The 15,205-nt window shown below is 64.6% G+C and carries 15 protein-coding genes; 2 read left to right on the top strand and 13 right to left on the bottom strand.

What is annotated here, in order from left to right:
• Positions 1-10: 10 nt before the first annotated feature.
• The 5 genes from IB277_RS11505 to IB277_RS11485 form a co-directional block, all read right to left on the bottom strand.
• Positions 11-823 (bottom strand): ABC transporter permease, encoded by an 813-nt coding sequence (locus IB277_RS11505; RefSeq protein ID WP_034792091.1) that lies wholly within the window; start codon positions 821-823, stop codon positions 11-13.
• A complete protein-coding gene (locus IB277_RS11500; RefSeq protein ID WP_060515874.1) occupies positions 813-1,763 on the bottom strand; it encodes an ABC transporter permease in 951 nt (316 codons plus the stop codon). Before IB277_RS11500 ends, IB277_RS11505 begins: the two co-directional genes overlap by 11 nt.
• A complete protein-coding gene (locus tag IB277_RS11495) occupies positions 1,760-2,758 on the bottom strand; it encodes an ABC transporter ATP-binding protein (protein WP_029742593.1) in 999 nt (332 codons plus the stop codon). The genes IB277_RS11500 and IB277_RS11495 overlap by 4 nt, the downstream gene beginning before the upstream one ends.
• A gap of 193 nt (positions 2,759-2,951) precedes the next feature.
• A complete protein-coding gene (locus tag IB277_RS11490; protein WP_029742594.1) occupies positions 2,952-4,112 on the bottom strand; it encodes an ABC transporter substrate-binding protein in 1,161 nt (386 codons plus the stop codon).
• Positions 4,113-4,295: 183 nt separating this feature from the next.
• Positions 4,296-5,204 (bottom strand): LysR family transcriptional regulator, encoded by a 909-nt coding sequence (locus IB277_RS11485; protein WP_029742595.1) that lies wholly within the window; start codon positions 5,202-5,204, stop codon positions 4,296-4,298.
• A gap of 179 nt (positions 5,205-5,383) precedes the next feature.
• Between IB277_RS11485 and IB277_RS11480 the strand changes: the two genes are divergently transcribed.
• Positions 5,384-6,283, top strand: coding sequence for an alpha/beta hydrolase (locus IB277_RS11480; protein WP_090294479.1), 900 nt, complete (start codon positions 5,384-5,386; stop codon positions 6,281-6,283).
• A gap of 30 nt (positions 6,284-6,313) precedes the next feature.
• On the opposite strand, the gene msrA is transcribed toward IB277_RS11480, so the two are convergent.
• The gene (gene msrA, locus IB277_RS11475) at positions 6,314-7,033 is read right to left on the bottom strand and encodes a peptide-methionine (S)-S-oxide reductase MsrA (RefSeq protein WP_090294364.1); all 720 of its coding nucleotides are present in this window, start codon (positions 7,031-7,033) and stop codon (positions 6,314-6,316) included.
• Positions 7,034-7,189: 156 nt separating this feature from the next.
• Between msrA and IB277_RS11470 the strand changes: the two genes are divergently transcribed.
• The gene (locus IB277_RS11470; RefSeq protein WP_029742599.1) at positions 7,190-7,591 is read left to right on the top strand and encodes an ACT domain-containing protein; all 402 of its coding nucleotides are present in this window, start codon (positions 7,190-7,192) and stop codon (positions 7,589-7,591) included.
• 14 nt (positions 7,592-7,605) lie between these two features.
• Here the strand turns inward: IB277_RS11470 and IB277_RS11465 are convergent, their stop codons facing one another.
• From IB277_RS11465 to IB277_RS11435, 7 genes are all read right to left on the bottom strand, one after another.
• The gene (locus tag IB277_RS11465) at positions 7,606-8,025 is read right to left on the bottom strand and encodes a GFA family protein (RefSeq protein ID WP_110818693.1); all 420 of its coding nucleotides are present in this window, start codon (positions 8,023-8,025) and stop codon (positions 7,606-7,608) included.
• A 113-nt stretch (positions 8,026-8,138) separates the two neighbouring features.
• Positions 8,139-9,737, bottom strand: coding sequence for an MFS transporter (locus IB277_RS11460; protein ID WP_090294360.1), 1,599 nt, complete (start codon positions 9,735-9,737; stop codon positions 8,139-8,141).
• Positions 9,730-10,194: an SRPBCC domain-containing protein gene (locus tag IB277_RS11455; protein WP_110818692.1), complete on the bottom strand. Its 465-nt coding sequence runs from the start codon at positions 10,192-10,194 to the stop codon at positions 9,730-9,732. The genes IB277_RS11460 and IB277_RS11455 overlap by 8 nt, the downstream gene beginning before the upstream one ends.
• A gap of 162 nt (positions 10,195-10,356) precedes the next feature.
• Positions 10,357-10,920: a TetR/AcrR family transcriptional regulator gene (locus IB277_RS11450; RefSeq protein WP_110818691.1), complete on the bottom strand. Its 564-nt coding sequence runs from the start codon at positions 10,918-10,920 to the stop codon at positions 10,357-10,359.
• Positions 10,917-11,411: an HPP family protein gene (locus IB277_RS11445; protein WP_090294355.1), complete on the bottom strand. Its 495-nt coding sequence runs from the start codon at positions 11,409-11,411 to the stop codon at positions 10,917-10,919. The genes IB277_RS11450 and IB277_RS11445 overlap by 4 nt, the downstream gene beginning before the upstream one ends.
• A gap of 102 nt (positions 11,412-11,513) precedes the next feature.
• Positions 11,514-13,508, bottom strand: coding sequence for a CocE/NonD family hydrolase (locus tag IB277_RS11440; RefSeq protein ID WP_090294353.1), 1,995 nt, complete (start codon positions 13,506-13,508; stop codon positions 11,514-11,516).
• Positions 13,509-13,582: 74 nt separating this feature from the next.
• On the bottom strand, positions 13,583-15,187 hold the full coding sequence (locus IB277_RS11435) for an ABC transporter substrate-binding protein (RefSeq protein WP_192370996.1): 1,605 nt from the start codon (positions 15,185-15,187) through the stop codon (positions 13,583-13,585).
• Positions 15,188-15,205 lie beyond the last annotated feature (18 nt).

Genomic DNA, 15,205 nt, shown 5'->3' with positions numbered 1-15,205 from the left:
GATAGTCGAGTTATTTGCCGGCGCCGGCGATCTGGTCGCCGTCGCGGGTGAGGTAGTAGGCGCCGAGGATCGGCAGGAAAGTGACGAGCACCACGACCATGGCAACCACATTGGTCACCGGCCGCTGGCGCGGGCGGATCAGCTCTTCGAGCATCCAGATCGGCAGCGTGGACTGCTGGCCGGCAGTGAAGGTGGTAACGATCACCTCGTCGAAGGAGAGCGCGAAGGCGAGCATGCCGCCGGCAAGCAGAGCCGTGCCGATGTTGGGCAGGATGATGTAGCGGAAGGTCTGGAAGCCGTCGGCGCCAAGGTCCATCGAGGCCTCGATCAGCGAGCCGGAAATCCGCCGGAAGCGTGCGACCGCATTGTTGTAGACGACGACGATGCAGAAGGTCGCGTGGCCGAGCACGATGGTCCAGAAGGAAAACGGAATATCGGCCATCGAGAAGGCGGAGCGCAGCGCAATGCCGGTGATGATGCCGGGCAACGCGATCGGCAGGATGACGAGCAGCGAGACCGTCTCGCGGCCGAAGAAGCGCGTCTGGCTGACGGCTGCGGCGCAGAGCGTGCCGAGCACCAGCGCGACCGCGGTTGCGATCGAGGCGACCTTGACCGAAAGCGTCAGCGCCGCCCAGACGTCGGGCCGGTTCCACGCAACGGCGAACCATTGCGTCGTCAGCCCCGGCGGCGGGAACTGATAGCTCTTTTCCTCCGTCGTGAAGGCATAGAGGAAGATCAGGAGGATCGGCAGGTGCAGGAAGGCGAGGCCGGCGGCGGCCGCAATCTTCAGGCCCATCGGTGAGCGGTTTCGTTCAGAGCGCATCGAAGGCTCCCATGCGTTTGGCGACGAAGAGGTACGCGCCCATGATGACGATCGGGACGACCGTGAATGCGGCAGCCAGCGGGATGTTGCCGGCCGTGCCCTGCTGGGCATAGACGGCCTGGCCAATGAAGAGGCGCGACGAGCCGACGATCTGCGGGATGATGTAGTCGCCGAGCGTCAGCGAGAACGTGAAGATCGAGCCGGCGACGATGCCGGGCAGGGCCAGCGGAAAGAGCACGTAGCGGAAGGTCTGGGCCGGCGTGCCGCCGAGATCGGAGGAGGCCTCGATCAGGTTGCCGGGCACGCGCTCCAGCGCTGCCTGGATCGGCAGGATCATGAAGGGCAGCCAGACATAGACGAAGACGATGAAGGTGCCGGTGTAGCTGACCGAGAGCGAGTTGCCGCCGACCACGGGTAGCGACAGCCAGCCGTCGAGCAGCCACATGAGATGCAGCTTTTCGAAGAACCAGGTGAGGATGCCCTCCTTGGCCAAAATCAGCTTCCAGGCATAGATCTTGACCAGATAGCTCGACCAGAGCGGCAGCATCACGCCGAGATAGAAGAGCACCTTCCATTTCCCCTGTGCGTAGCGCGCGGCGTAATAGGCGATCGGGAAGGCGATGACGGCGGAAGCGACGGTGACGGTCGCCGCCATCAGCACGGTGCGCAGGATAATGTCGAGATTGGTTTCGCTGAGCAGTTGGCGATAGGTCGCGAGCGTGAACTCGTAGTTAATCAGGCCCGAGAAATCGTCGATCGAGAAGAAGCTCTGGAGCAGAAGCGCAAACAGCGAGCCGAGATAAACGACGCCGAGCCAGAGCAGCGGCGGGGCGAGCATGATCAACAGAAGCAGATGCGGGTGCTTCCAGAAGAAGTCCGACAGGCGGCCGGCGGGGCCTCGGCGTTCAGGCAGAACGAGGGGTTCGGCAAAGGCGGTCATGCGTCCTCCATCGGGTGCAGCTCGTTTGCGGCAAAGCTGATGGTGACGGGGCTGCCGAGCGCGGGCACGGCGAGCGCTGCGGGGCTGGCGACCGCGACGCGGGCGCCATCGACATCGACGACGACACGGTTGACGGCACCGAGGAAGCTATGGGCCGAGACGGTGCCCGAGAGGCTGAGCGCGCCATCTACCGGCTGGGCGAGGACGATCGCTTCGGGACGCAGGCTCGCAAAGGGTGCCTTCAGCCCGAGCCGCTGGCAGAGCTTTTGCGGCAGCACGTTGGACGAGCCGACGAAATCTGCGACAAACCGCGTCTTCGGCTGCTTGTAGACGTCTTCCGGGCTGCCAAGCTGCTGGATGCGGCCATCGTTGAAGACGGCGATGCGGTCGGCCATCGACAGCGCCTCGCCCTGGTCGTGGGTGACGAAGACGAAGGTGATGCCCAGCGACTTCTGCAGGCTCTTCAGTTCCTCCTGCATCTGCTCGCGCAGCTTCAGATCGAGCGCGCCGAGCGGCTCGTCGAGGAGCAACACCTTGGGCTTGTTGACAAGTGCCCGGGCGAGCGCCACGCGCTGGCGCTGGCCGCCGGAGAGTTGCCCGGGACGGCGGGTGCCATAGCCCGGCAGCTTCACCATGGCGAGTGCGTCCTCGGCCGCCTTGCGCCGCTCCTCGCGGCCGACACCCTTGACCATCAGCCCATAGGCGACGTTGTCGAGGATCGAGAGGTGCGGGAAGAGCGCGTAGTCCTGGAAGACGGTGTTGACGCTGCGGCGATAGGGCGGCACGCCCTCCGCCGTTTCGCCGAAGATCTCGATATGGCCGCCGGTCGGCTGCTCGAAGCCGGCCATCAGGCGCAGGCAGGTGGTCTTGCCGGAGCCTGAGGGGCCGAGCATGGCGAAGAACTCGCCCTCGGCAATCTCGAGGTTCACGCCATCAACGGCGCGCACGGCGCCGAAGTGGCGGGAAACATTGTCGAAGAGAACGGCGGTGGTCATTGTATGGCTCCGGGAAATGTGGCCCCTCATCCGCCCTGCCGGCGCCTTCTCCGCGCAGGCGGGGCGAAGGGGACATGCGGCGGGCGTCTTGCCTCAAGTTCACGCCCTACGGTTTGGCCGGGGGCGTTCCCTCTCCCCGCGTGCGGGGAGAGGGTCAGGGTGAGGGGCAAATGCTTGCGATAGGTCTGACGGCTTAGCGGCCGCCGATCACGCCGATATAGTCGGAGACCCAGCGGTGATAGGGCACGCATTCGCCCTGGCTTTCACACTTCGTCACCGGCGTCTTCCAGAACTTGACCTTGTCGAAGTCCTCGTAGCCGTTGGTCTTGCAGCCGGCGTCGGTCAAGAGTTCGTTGCCCTTGCAGGCCGCACCGACCGACGGGTTGGCGCCGAACCAGGCGGAGACGTCGCCCTGGACCTTCGGCGACAGCGAGTGCTCCATCCACATATAGGCGCAGTTCGGATGCTGGCTGTCGGCGTGCAGCATGGTGGTGTCGGCCCATCCGGTCACGCCTTCTTCCGGAATGGTCGAGGCGATCGGCAGCTTCTCGGCTTCCATCAGGTTGACCTGGAACGGCCAGGAGCCGGAGGCGACGACGCCTTCGTTCTTGAAGTCGTCGATCTGGATCATTGCGTCGTGCCAGTAGCGGCCGACGATCTTGCGCTGGCCGCGCAGCAGCTCGAGCGCTGCCTTGTACTGGTCTTCATTGAGTTCGTAGGGGTCCTTGATGCCGAGTTCCGGCTTGTGCTTCATCAGGTAGTTGGCAGCGTCGGCCACATGGATCGGGCCGTCATAGGCCTGGACGCGGCCCTTATTGGACTTGCCGTCGGGCAGGTTCATTTCCTCGAAGACGACGTTCCAGCTCTTCGGCGCTTCGCCCTTGAAGGCGTCCTTGTTGTACATCAGCACGTTCGGGCCCCAGACGTAGGGCGTGCCGTAGTGGACGCCATTGACTGTGTACCAGGGCGCGTTCTGCATGCGCTCGTCGATCGTCTTCCAGCTCGGGATGAGATCGGTGTTGATCGGCTGGACGCGCTTGCCGGCGACGAGGCGCAGCGAGGCGTCGCCCGAGGCGGTGACAAGGTCGAAGCCGCCTTCGTTCATCAGCGCCACCATTTCGTCCGAGGTGGCGGCGGTCTTGACCGAGACCTTGCAGCCGGTCTGCTTTTCGAAATCCGTGACCCAGTCATAGGCCTTGTCGGTCTCGCCGCGCTCGATGTAGCCGGCCCAGGCGACGATGGAGAGTTCGCCTTCGCCCTTGCCGAGTTCCTTCAGCGGCTCCTGCGCGAAGGCCGGGGCGACAAGGCCGAGCGACAAGGTCAATGCCGTGCAGGATTTGAGCATCTGCTTCATCTGAATTCTCCCAGTTTTGAGCCGCGTTTTGCGGCTTCGTTCCCAGGATGAAGCGTGCCTTCATTTCACCGTATTCGCAAATTCATTAAACAGAATGTCGCTTTCGGTTTTTCCGATATCGGTCACCCACCGGCACGCCAAAGGTGTGGCCAGTGTCGGGAGAAGACTAATAAATCTAGTGAATTAGCGCGGTCTGGCGCTTCTCAGCGCTTCGGCGATGCCGACGAAATCGCGCGCCGATTGTGGCAGGCCGGAGCCCTTGCGCCAGACCATGCCGACCTGCACGACGGGAAGCGCGCCCGACACGTCGCGACTCTCGATGCGGTCGCCTTCCAGCGACCAGGGGCGGTAGACGAGGTCAGGCAAAAGCGCGATGCCGGCGCCTGTCGCCACCAGGCTGCGCACCGCTTCGACCGAGCGGGTGCGGAAGGCGACATGCGGGCGGGCGCCAAGTGCGGACAAAAGCTTGCCGGTGTTCTCCTCGATTTCGTCCACTGTCAGCATGATCAGCGGTTCCTTGGCGATATCGCTGACGGAGATGATGTCGGCGCTGACCAAGGGATGTCCGATCGGCAGCCATAGGCGATAGGGCGAGGTCTCCAAAATCTCCGCCTGCAGCGCCATGCGGTCGCGCAGGTTGGATATGACCATGACGGCGACATCGAGCTCGCCGCCGATCAGCAGATGTTCGAGATAGGAGCCGTTGTCCTCGATGGCGCTGACTTCCACGCCGGGGCAGGCGCGGCGATAGCGGGCGAGCAGATCGGAAAGCACGTAGCCGGCAACCAGCGAGGTGACGCCGAGATTGAGCTTGCCGCCGGTTTCCTCGCGGCTGTCGGAAAAGCTGCGGCGGGCGTCCGAGACATTGGAGAGGATCTTGGTGGCGTGGCGCAGGAACTGGTGGCCGTTGTGGGTGATCGACAGGCCGCGCGGATGCCGGTCGAAGAGCTCGACGCCGAGATCGCCTTCCAGCTCCTTGATCGCCTCGGTGATCGAGGATTGCGAGATCGACAGGTTCTGCGCCGCACGGGTGATCGACCCCTGTTCGGCAACGGCGACGAAATACTGCAACTGTCTGAAAGTGAAGGCCATGGCGCGAGTTAATAGGTGCGAGGCCGGGCTGGCAAGCGGGTGGCCGATGCAACCGGATCGACCGCCGATTTTTTCCCGTCATGTCGGTTTTCGGACAGGGAGCCGGAACGCCGGTGCTAAGCTGCAGGCGACTTCGGGATTGCAGGGAGGACGACGTGGATCAGGTGACCAAGCGGCCGATGCCGACGGAGGAGGGGATCCTCGCCTTTCATCGCCGCTGCGAGGACTTCTATCCCGCCGACGCGGTCGATGCCTCGATCGAACAGCAGCGCAAATGGTATGACGCGCTCTGCGCCGAGTTCGATGCGCCGAGCCCGGCCGGGCTGACGCGCATGGATGAACTCGTCGACGGCCGTATCCCGACCCGGCGCTACCGGCCGGCCAAGGTCTCGAGCGAAACGCGCATCTATTACATCCATGGCGGCGGCTTCGTCGTCGGTTCGCTCGACAGCCATGATGCGATCTGTGCCGAGCTTGCGAATTTCGCTCAGGCCGAGCTGGTCTCGGTCGATTATCGGCTCGCGCCGGAGCATGTCTGGCCGGCTGCTTTCGACGACAGCTACGCCGTGCTGCAACACCTCCTGTCCGACGGCCGCCCGGTCGTCGTGGCCGGCGACAGCGCCGGCGGCAATCTCACGGCTGGCATCGTTCTCAAGGCACGGGCGGAAAGGCTTTCCGGCATCGTTGGCCAAGTGCTGATCTATCCCGGCCTTGGCGGCGATCTCGTGTCGGGTTCCTATGCCGACATGGCCGAGGCGCCGGGGTTGACGACCGCCGATGTCAGCTATTATCGCGATATCCTCAAGGCGCCGGCGGACAATCCCTTCGCCGCGCCGCTGGCGGAAACGGATCTCTCGGGCCTGCCGCCGAGCTATGTAACCGGCGCCTTCTTTGACCCCTTGCGCGACGATGCCCGCCTCTATGCGGCGCGGCTTGCCATGGCCGGCGTGAACGTCACCTTCCGCGAGGAGCCGCAGATGATCCATGCGTGGCTGAGGGCGCGGCACATGAGCGAGGGCGCGCGCGACGGGTTTCGCCGGCTGGCGGAAGGCGTGGCGGTCCTTGTCGGAACGCGTTGACGACCTGCTGTGTCCGTTTGTGAAGCGGGCCTAGCTCTTCGGCTTGAACACCAGCGCCGGATTTGCCTGGAAGGCCTCGGGGAACAGGGTTCTCAAGTTCTCGATCTTCGGCAGGTCGTTGTAGACGATATAGGGGTGCGTCGGGTTTCGCGTCAGGAAATCCTGATGATAGTCCTCGGCAGCGTAGAAGCCCTTGAAGGGCGAAACCTGCGTGACGATCCTTGCCGGGAAGGCGGCTGATTTGCCGAGCTGGGCTATATAGGCATCGGCGATCCGCTTCTGTTCATCGGTGACGGTAAAGAGCGCCGATCGATACTGCGGGCCGTGATCCGGCCCCTGATAGTTGAGTTGGGTCGGATTGTGGGCGACGGAGAAGAACACCTGCAGCAGCCGGCCATAGGTGACGTCGCGCGGATCGAAGGTCACTTCCACCGCCTCCGCATGGCCGGTCTTGCCGCCGCTCACCGTCTCGTAGTCGGCGGTTGCCGCGGTGCCGCCGGAATAGCCGGAGACCGCTTTCTTCACGCCCTTAAGGTGCTGGAAGACGCCCTGCACGCCCCAGAAACAGCCGCCGGCAAAGACGGCGATTTCGGTCGAAGCGGATGACTTCTCGTCGAGTGACGGCGGCGGGATGACGACGGCCGGCTCCTGGGCGGCGGCGATGGGCGAAAACGCCAGCAACGCGGCGAAGGCCGCGGTCAATCTTGTGAGGGATCTGTCAGAGGTTTGTACCGACTTGCTGCGCGCCATCGCGTCCTCCCGTCGCCCGGCTCCAGCGCCGGCGTTCGATGACCTCATGTTTTCATGGGATTGGCAACGGTCAAATCGCGATCGCGTGCTTCACGCCAACGTGACGATCCGATACCAGTGGGCAAGCACGAGGCGCCGAGAACGAGGGACGATGACATGGCCGGAGAAACGGATCTCGCGAAACTGCTTTCGACGATGAACCCGGTGCTGTTTCCGCAGACCTACGTCTATTGTACCGTCGCCTATCAGGATCAGGCGCGCTACCAGGCGCTGGAGGCGCTTGCCACCTATCGCGAGGACGAGGGGCTGACCCTGGTCGTTACCCGCGCGGCCGCTGACGAGGCCGGGCTCGCCTATGGTCCGCTGCTTCGCCGCATCACGCTCAACGTGCATTCGGCGCTCGAGGCCGTGGGGCTGACGGCGGCCGTTTCGGCAGCGCTGACGCGCGAGGGCATCAGCGCCAATGTGATCGCCGCCTATTACCATGACCACATCTTCGTGCCGGAAGCCGATGCCGAGCGAGCGCTCGATGCGCTCCGGGCGCTGACCGTCGCCTGACTGGCCGTGTACGCTCACATGAAGCGCGTGTCGGCGGGTGCGTTGAAGTGGTCGTCATCGCGGCCGTTTTCGTAGATGATCGGCGCATCGGCGAGTTCCGCGTCGCTGACGCCATCGAGGCAGGCGACATTGACCGCGTAGAAATGGCCGATGAAATCCTTGTGGTAGCCGCGCGAGAAGGGCCGGACACCGCAGCGGCTGCAAAAATAATGATCGACCTCGCCTTCGATCCAGCTCGAATTGTCGGCCCGGTAGCTCGTCAGCCGGTCCTTGCTTGACGTGATCTCGAATTCTTCGCGCAGCGCAAAGGCCTTCTGCATCCGTGTCTTGGCGCAGAAGGAGCAGTTGCAGCGGCGGATGCCCTCGGCGAGATCAAGCTGGCATTCGAAGGCGATGGCGCCGCAATGGCAGCTGCCGCGATAGAGCTTCTTCATCGGTTTCCTCCTTGGGATTGGACGCAGATCATCGCCCGCCGGCCATATGGCCGGCGCCGCTTGAGATTTGCGCCACTTTGCGTTTCCGGCCCGGCGCCTGGCGCCGGGCACCGTTAACCGGAGTTGCCCGAAGGCGCCGGCTGATCGGCGGCCACCTGCGCCTTGCCGTCACCGTCATCGCTGGCCTTGCGCAGGAGCAGGAAGGCGATGAGTGCGGTGCCGAGCGATAGCAGCACGCAGATCGAGGCGGTGAAGGCGAAGGACTGAGTGAAGACGCCGCGCGCCGCCGTCAGCAGCCGTTCGGCTTCTGCAGGTGGCAGGTCGGCAGCCACCGCGACCGCTCCGCCGAGCGTCTGCCGGGCGGCGGCAACGGTTTCCTCCGGCAGGCCGGTGACCACCAGCTGGTCCATGCGGCCGCGATAGGCCGAGGTCAGCAGGCTGCCGAGCACGGCAATGCCGAGCGCGCCGCCGAACTCGAAGCTGGTCTCCGAGATCGCCGAGGCGGCGCCGGCGCGCTCCGGCGGGGCAGAGCCAACGATCATATCCGTCGTCAGCGTGCCGACCGGGGCAAAACCGAGGCAGAGCACCACGAGGCCTGTGGTGACGAGAAGCGGGCTGCTTGTGGTGCCGACCTGGGTGCAGATGGCAAAGCCGATCGCCGTCAGCACGAAGCCCGCTGCAATCAGGTTGGAGGCGGCAAAACGGGTGGCAAGCATAGGCACGGTCATCGAGGCGACGATCATCGCCACACCCGTCGGCACCGACCAGAGACCGGCGACGAAGGGCGTGAGCCCGAGCACCAGCTGCAGGTACTGCGCCACGAACAGGAAGGCGCCGAAGCCGACGAAGAGACCGAGGATATTGACGCCAAGGGCGGCGCTGAAGGCCGGCGTCCTGAACAGCGCGAGGTCGATCAGCGGATCGGCGAGACGAAGCTGGCGCCGCGCAAACAGGATCGCGACGACGATGCCGAGCAGGATGAAGAAGACTGCGATCGTATCGAACCCGGCCTCGGCGATGTGCTTCATGCCGTAGATCACCGAAAGCACGGCGACGAGCGACTGGGCGGCGCTGACGAGATCGATCCGGCCGGCCTCGGGATCGCGGAATTCCGGCAGGAGGATCGGCCCGAGGATGAGGATCAGCACCATGACCGGCACGGCGAGCAGGAAGACCGAGCCCCACCAGAACTGCGACAGCATCAGCCCGCCGACCACGGGGCCGATGGCGCCGCCGGCCGAGAAGCTGGCGATCCACACCCCGATCGCAAACGTGCGCTGGCGGTCGTCGAGGAACATGTTGCGGATGAGCGAGAGGGTGGAGGGCGCAAGCGTTGCTGCCGCGACACCAAGCACCGCGCGCGCGATGATCAGCGTCTCGGCATTCCAGGCGAAGGCGGCGAAGATCGACGCCAGGCCAAAGGCGACCGAGCCGATCATCAGCAGGCGCCGGCGGCCGATGCGGTCGCCGAGCGTGCCCATGGTGATCAGCGAGCCTGCGACCATGAAGCCGTAGATATCGATGATCCAGAGAAGCTGGGCGGCCGAGGGCTTGAGCTGTTCGGCAAGCTGCGGGACCGCGAGGTTCAGCACCGTCAGGTCCATGGAATAGAGCATGCAGGGCAGCGCCAGCACGGCGAGCCCGATCCATTCGCGCCGGGTCGCCTTCGGACCGGGCGCGTTTTCGGTTTCAAGGTTCGAAATCTCAGACATGGTCGACGTAATCCCTGAGCCGCTCGAGGCACTCGCCCCAGCCATCCTGGTGCGAGTCGCGCTCTTCGACGGTCTCGAATGGTGTTTGCTGGAAGGTGAGCCGCGTCTTGCCGCCGATATCGGCGAAGGAAACGGTGATCAGCGTGTCGCTGCCGGGCTCGCCGTCTTCGTCCCAGGCGAAGGTGAAGACCAGCTTCTCGGGCTCGCGCACTTCGCGAAAGATGCCGCTCATCCAATAGTCCTGGCCTTCGGGCGAGCGGATGCAGGCGCGCCAGGCCCCGCCCGGACGGAAGTCCATGTTGACCGAATGCGGCGTGAAGTCCTGCGGTCCCCACCAGCGCAACAGGTGCTCCGGCGTCGACCAGACCTTGAAGACGAGGTTTATCGGCGCCTCGAAGTCGTGCACGATTTCCAGGCTGATATCCTTGCGTGCTGCGTTTGCGGTCGCCGCTGTCATGAATCCTCCTCCTCCGGGCGCCCCAATACGCCCAGTCTTTAACCGTAGAGTTATTTAACTTAGCGGTTAATATCCGTGCGAAAAGGCGATTGTCAAGGCAGGCTCAAGCCCCGATCTGATTTTTGTCAATTTGGGCGGGGGAGGAAGGGTGGTCGCTTGCTTTTACGATGATACGGGCAGGCGCGCCTTGAGGCGGGCCAGCACCCGGACGAAGGCGCCGGGGTCCTCGAGGCTTCGGGCAAGGATCAGCGCGCCCTGGATGCCGCCGACGATTTCCTCGGCAAGGCCGTCGCACTCGGCGGCCGGTGTGCCGGCGCGTTCAAGCGTTGCGGATAGATCGGCACGCCAATCGGAGAAATAGCGGTTGAGTTCGCGGGCGAAGCGGTCGTGTGCGCCGCTCGTAGCGATCACCCCCATCAGGCAGAGGCGTCGGCCCTGGCGAAAGTAGCCGTCGACGGCGGCAAACATCGCGCCCAGCGCTGCGGCCGGGTCTTCCGCATTGCGTAGTGGCTCGAAGATGTGCGTGCGGAACCAGGCGGCGATATCGCCAAGCACGGCCTCTGCCATCTCCTCCTTCCCGCCGGGGAAGAAGTGGTAGAGGCTGCCTTTGCCAAGCCCGGTCTTCTCGGTGATCAGGCTGAGGCTGGTGCCGTCATAACCGTGCTCGCGGAAGATTTCCGCAAGCATGGCGATCACGTCCTTTCGCTCAGCGACGACGCGGCTCATGCGGGCTTCCTCACCAGCGGATACTCGACCTTGGCGAAACGGTGGAACAGCGCGCCAATGGCGACGAGAATAAGCGAGCCGGTCAGCACCGGGAAGAGCAGGAATTCGAAGCCGGGATCGGCGGCGAAGACGACGAGCGGGTTGGCGCCTGCCGGCGGATGGGTGATGCGCAATGCCGCCATCAGCGCGATCGCCGCGCCGACGGCGATGGCGACCGCCCACCATTCATTCGGAAAGACGGTTCTGAGGATCAGGCCGACGAGGGTGGCGACGAAGTGGCCGCCGACGACGTTGGCCGGCTGCGACAGCGGGCTCGCCGTGACGGAAAAGATCAGCACGCAGCTGGCGCCGAAGGGCGCCATCAACATGGGGTGGCCGACAAGGCCTGTGAGGGCGCCGACGGCGGCGATGGCGACGAGGCCGCCGATGCCGGCAATCAAGCCGCGGTTGATATGAACGGGAGGCTGATGACGCGAGAAGAAATGGCGCATGGGTGTACCAATCAGTAAACTATTTACCGATTGGTACACTGACTTGTGTGAGATGTCAATGCGGGGGCGGGGCAGCGCGTTGGAACCGGCCGCCCGTGCCCTTCACATGAAGTCGCGGGGGATGCGCTTCTTGAAATGCTTCTCGAAAATCCGTGTCTCGCCCTCATAGGCGACGACCTCCGCCTCGGTGATCCACTCGCTTTTCGTGCAGTGGAGCGTCGAGGTCGAGACGGTACGCACAGACCAGCCCTCGCGCTTGGCAACACAGGTCCAGGTCGAGGTTCCGATCATCGACGAGGGGTCGTCCGGCGCGATCGACCAGGTCTCGTCGCGGATATCCTGGGTGGCAAGGCCCGTATCCGGATGTTCTGAAAGCCCGGTGTCCTCGTAGATCCGGTAATGGGTCATGCCGTGGGTCATGTCGCGCTCGACGGTGCGGCTCGAAATACCGCGCGTCAGCTCGCGATACTTTGGCAGCGGGTCGGGGTTCTCCGGCTCGGGCACGGTGATCTCCCTGTGGGCGCCGAGCAGGGGAAGGGCGAGCGAGAGGCTTGCTGTGTCGATCGAAAGACCCGGATCGGTCGGGGTGGGAAGGATCAGCGGCCAATAGGAGGTCGAGAGCGACACCCGGATGCGATTGCCCGCGCGGAAGCGGTAGCCGCAGGCATCGAGCGTAAGCGTGATGCGCGTCTTGCGCCCGGGCTCCATGGCGCGCGGCTGGGCGTTGCCGTCGCGATGCGAAAGGTTGAGCACGCCGAAGGCGACGCGGGTGGCGGTACCGTCCGGATGCACGTCGACGAGGCGCACGGCGAGATTGGCGGTCGGCTCCTGGCAGGTGACGTCGACGGTCAGCGTTGGCTGGCCGAGATAGTCGGCGGCTTCCAGTAGCGGTGCCGTCTCGAAGGTGAGCGAGCCGGCATCGTCGATGCGCTGGTCGCCGGCCATTTCGGCATCGGGCTTCAGCGTGAAATACTCGCCGGATGCCGTGCCGGTATCGAGCGGCGATTTCAGGTAGACCTCGCCGATGCCGGTGCCGCCGGCCGACGGCGTCAGCCGGCCGTCATGGGAGATGCCGAAGAGCTGCATTTCCGGCGTTGCCCAGGCGTCCTTCGCCACCCAGCGGCCGGGATCGCTGTCACGCCGGAGCGACGGGCGGGGCCCGTCGAGAATATAGGCGCGCACCTGTGGCCCGTTCTCGGCGCCGTTTTCCTCGTCGCGCAGCCAGCGGTTCCACCAGCGGATCGCCTCGCCGTGGAAATCGGCGCGCGGCTTCGGAAAGGCGAAATGCGGGTACTTGTGCACCCAGGGGCCGATCAGCGCCTTGGCCTTTTCCCCAAGGCCTTCGACCGCCTTCAAGGGCGTGTTGCGGTAGCCGTCGGCCCAGCCGGCGATGACCAGCGCGGGGATCCCAACCCTGTCGAAATCTTCGCAGATCGATCCGTGCTGCCAGAATTCGTCTCGACGCTGGTGCTCCAGCCATTCCTCCATGAAGAAGGGCTCTTTCTCCAGCCGCTCCATCCACATCTGCTTCCAACGGTCGCCGACGATGGCGGGATCCGGCGAGCGCGACTGGTAGCCGAGCATGGTCGCCGCCCAGGACAGCTGGGCGGAGAGGTGGCAGCCGTTCTTGTAGTGGATGTCGTCGTTGTAGCGGTCGACGGTCGAGGCGATGGAGATGACGGCTTTCAGCGCCGGCGGCTTCAAGGCCGCGACCTGCAGGCAGTTGAAGCCGCCCCAGGAGATGCCCATCATGCCGACCTTGCCGTTTGACCAGGGCTGGGCGGCGATCCATTCGACGATCTCGCAACCGTCGGAAAGCTCGCGCGGCGTATATTCGCCGTCGATCACGCCTTCGCTTTCGCCGGAGCCTCTGATGTCGACGCGCACGCCGGCAATGCCGGCGGCGGCAAACACGGGATAGGTGGATTCGTCACGCAGGCTCGTGCCGCCCTGCTTGCGGTAGGGCAGGTATTCGAGCACGGCCGGAACCGGATCGGCCTCCGTGCCGGCCGGCATCCAGATGCGGGCGGCAAGCTCGGTGCCGTCCTTCAGCCGGATCCATTCGTTTTCGATGACTGTGAATTCGCGCTCTGACATGTGGTTCTAACGATCTCTTTGTTTTCTCGGGAAATGCCGGACGCGAGCCCGCGTCCGGCATTCGTCGCAATGGCTTAGCTGTCGAACCAGACGCGGCTGCCGACGTAGCCGTTCGAGAGATCGTTGCCGATGTCGTCGACGAAGCCCTTGAGCGAAGCCGAGGCGGCGTTCACGTAATCGTTGAAGACGGGCAGGATCAGGCCGCCTTCGTCGCGCACGGTCATCGCCATGGTGCGGTACATGTCCTTGCGCTTGGCCTCGTCGAGTTCCGAGCGGGCCTGCAGCAGGAGCTTGTCGAAATCCTCGCGCTTGAAGCGGGTGTCGTTCCATTCGGCGGTCGAGAGATAGGAGGTCGAGTAGCGCGAATCCTGCGTCGGCCGGCCGCCCCAATAGGAGGCGCAGAAGGGCTGCACGTTCCAGACATTGGTCCAGTAGCCGTCTTCCGGCTCGCGGCGCACTTCGATCTCGATGCCCGCCTTCTTGGCGCTTTCCTGGAAGAGCACCGCGGCGTCGGCAGCACCCGGGAAGGCGGCGTCGGAGGTGCGCAGCAGGATCGGCCGGTCATGGCCGGACTTCTTGAAGTGGAAGGCCGCCTTGTCCGGGTCATAGGCGCGCTGCTCGATGCCTTCGGGTGCCAGCGCATAGTTGCCGTTGACGGGATAGTCGTTGCCGAGGGTGCCGAAGCCGCCGAGCACCCGGTCGAGGATCGCCTGTCGATCGACCGCATATTTCAGCGCCAGTCTGAGGTCGTTGTTGTCGAAGGGCGCGGTGTCGCAATGCATCAGGAAGCTGTAGAAGCCCTTGCCGGAGGTCCTGAGGATCTCGACGCGCGGGGCGCGCTTCAGGAGCGGCACGGTCTTCGGGTCGATGTTGTTGATGAAGTGGACCTGGCCGGAAGAAAGTGCTGCGATGCGCGCCGTCGTGTCGTTCATCACGATGATCTCGACACTGTCGACGAAGCCGCGGTCCGAGCGCCAGTCATCGGCGTTCTTCTCGAAGGTGGCGCGCAGGCCTGCCTCGTAGCTTGCAAGCTTGTAGGGGCCGGTACCAACAGGCGAGGCCGGATTGTCGACGCCGCCCTTCGGCTGGATGATCAGGTGATAGTCGGTCAGAAGCAGCGGCAGGTCGGCATTGCCTTCGGTGAGCGTCAGCACCAGGCTGCCTGCCTTCTCCTCGATCGTCTTGATCGAGCGCATCAGCCCGAGCGCGCCGGACTTCGAGCCTTCGTCCGCATGGCGCTTCAGCGTGGCGACGACGTCGGCAACGGTCAGCTTGCTGCCGTCGTGGAAGCTCACGTCGCCGCGGATCTTGAAGGTCCACTCGGACGCATCGGCCGAGGGCTCCCAAGATTCGGCAAGCGCCGGCAGGGGCGCGCCGGTCTTCGGGTCGGATTCGACCAGCGTATCACCCCAGAGGTGACCGATGACGAAGGAAACGGAACCGCTATAGGCGGCCGGGTCGAGCGAGTCCGTCGTGGCGCCGCCCTTGAGACCGAGCTTCAGATGGCCGCCACGCTTCGGCTCCTGAGCCCTTGCGTCCGTGGCGGCGAGCGTGCCGCCGAAACCGGCCGCAAGGCCCAATGCTGCCGTGCCGGCCAGGAAGCCGCGCCGGCTGAGGCCGGTCGAGGCAAGGCTCGCGGGGATAAGGAGGCCGTCAGGACGCTTCGTGAATTCGGTCATTCTAGGGTTCCCTTTGGA

The organism is Ensifer sp. ENS07 (assembly GCF_014852185.1).
Taxonomy (GTDB): Bacteria; Pseudomonadota; Alphaproteobacteria; order Rhizobiales; family Rhizobiaceae; genus Ensifer; species Ensifer adhaerens.
Note: the sequence above shows the minus strand (reverse complement) of the source record. Positions and strands in the feature narration are given on the sequence as shown.

Bases quoted from the DNA above. Each gene is read 5' to 3' on its own strand.
- IB277_RS11435 (WP_192370996.1), bottom strand. From the start codon at position 15,187: ATGACCGAATTCACGAAGCGTCCTGACGGCCTCCTTATCCCCGCGAGC.
- IB277_RS11495 (WP_029742593.1), bottom strand. From the start codon at position 2,758: ATGACCACCGCCGTTCTCTTCGACAATGTTTCCCGCCACTTCGGCGCC.
- IB277_RS11505 (WP_034792091.1), bottom strand. From the start codon at position 823: ATGCGCTCTGAACGAAACCGCTCACCGATGGGCCTGAAGATTGCGGCC.
- IB277_RS11470 (WP_029742599.1), top strand. From the start codon at position 7,190: ATGGCCGGAGAAACGGATCTCGCGAAACTGCTTTCGACGATGAACCCG.
- IB277_RS11490 (WP_029742594.1), bottom strand. From the start codon at position 4,112: ATGAAGCAGATGCTCAAATCCTGCACGGCATTGACCTTGTCGCTCGGC.
- IB277_RS11455 (WP_110818692.1), bottom strand. From the start codon at position 10,194: ATGACAGCGGCGACCGCAAACGCAGCACGCAAGGATATCAGCCTGGAA.
- IB277_RS11440 (WP_090294353.1), bottom strand. From the start codon at position 13,508: ATGTCAGAGCGCGAATTCACAGTCATCGAAAACGAATGGATCCGGCTG.
- IB277_RS11480 (WP_090294479.1), top strand. From the start codon at position 5,384: ATGCCGACGGAGGAGGGGATCCTCGCCTTTCATCGCCGCTGCGAGGAC.
- msrA (WP_090294364.1), bottom strand. From the start codon at position 7,033: ATGGCGCGCAGCAAGTCGGTACAAACCTCTGACAGATCCCTCACAAGA.
- IB277_RS11445 (WP_090294355.1), bottom strand. From the start codon at position 11,411: ATGCGCCATTTCTTCTCGCGTCATCAGCCTCCCGTTCATATCAACCGC.
- IB277_RS11460 (WP_090294360.1), bottom strand. From the start codon at position 9,737: ATGTCTGAGATTTCGAACCTTGAAACCGAAAACGCGCCCGGTCCGAAG.
- IB277_RS11465 (WP_110818693.1), bottom strand. From the start codon at position 8,025: ATGAAGAAGCTCTATCGCGGCAGCTGCCATTGCGGCGCCATCGCCTTC.
- IB277_RS11450 (WP_110818691.1), bottom strand. From the start codon at position 10,920: ATGAGCCGCGTCGTCGCTGAGCGAAAGGACGTGATCGCCATGCTTGCG.
- IB277_RS11500 (WP_060515874.1), bottom strand. From the start codon at position 1,763: ATGACCGCCTTTGCCGAACCCCTCGTTCTGCCTGAACGCCGAGGCCCC.
- IB277_RS11485 (WP_029742595.1), bottom strand. From the start codon at position 5,204: ATGGCCTTCACTTTCAGACAGTTGCAGTATTTCGTCGCCGTTGCCGAA.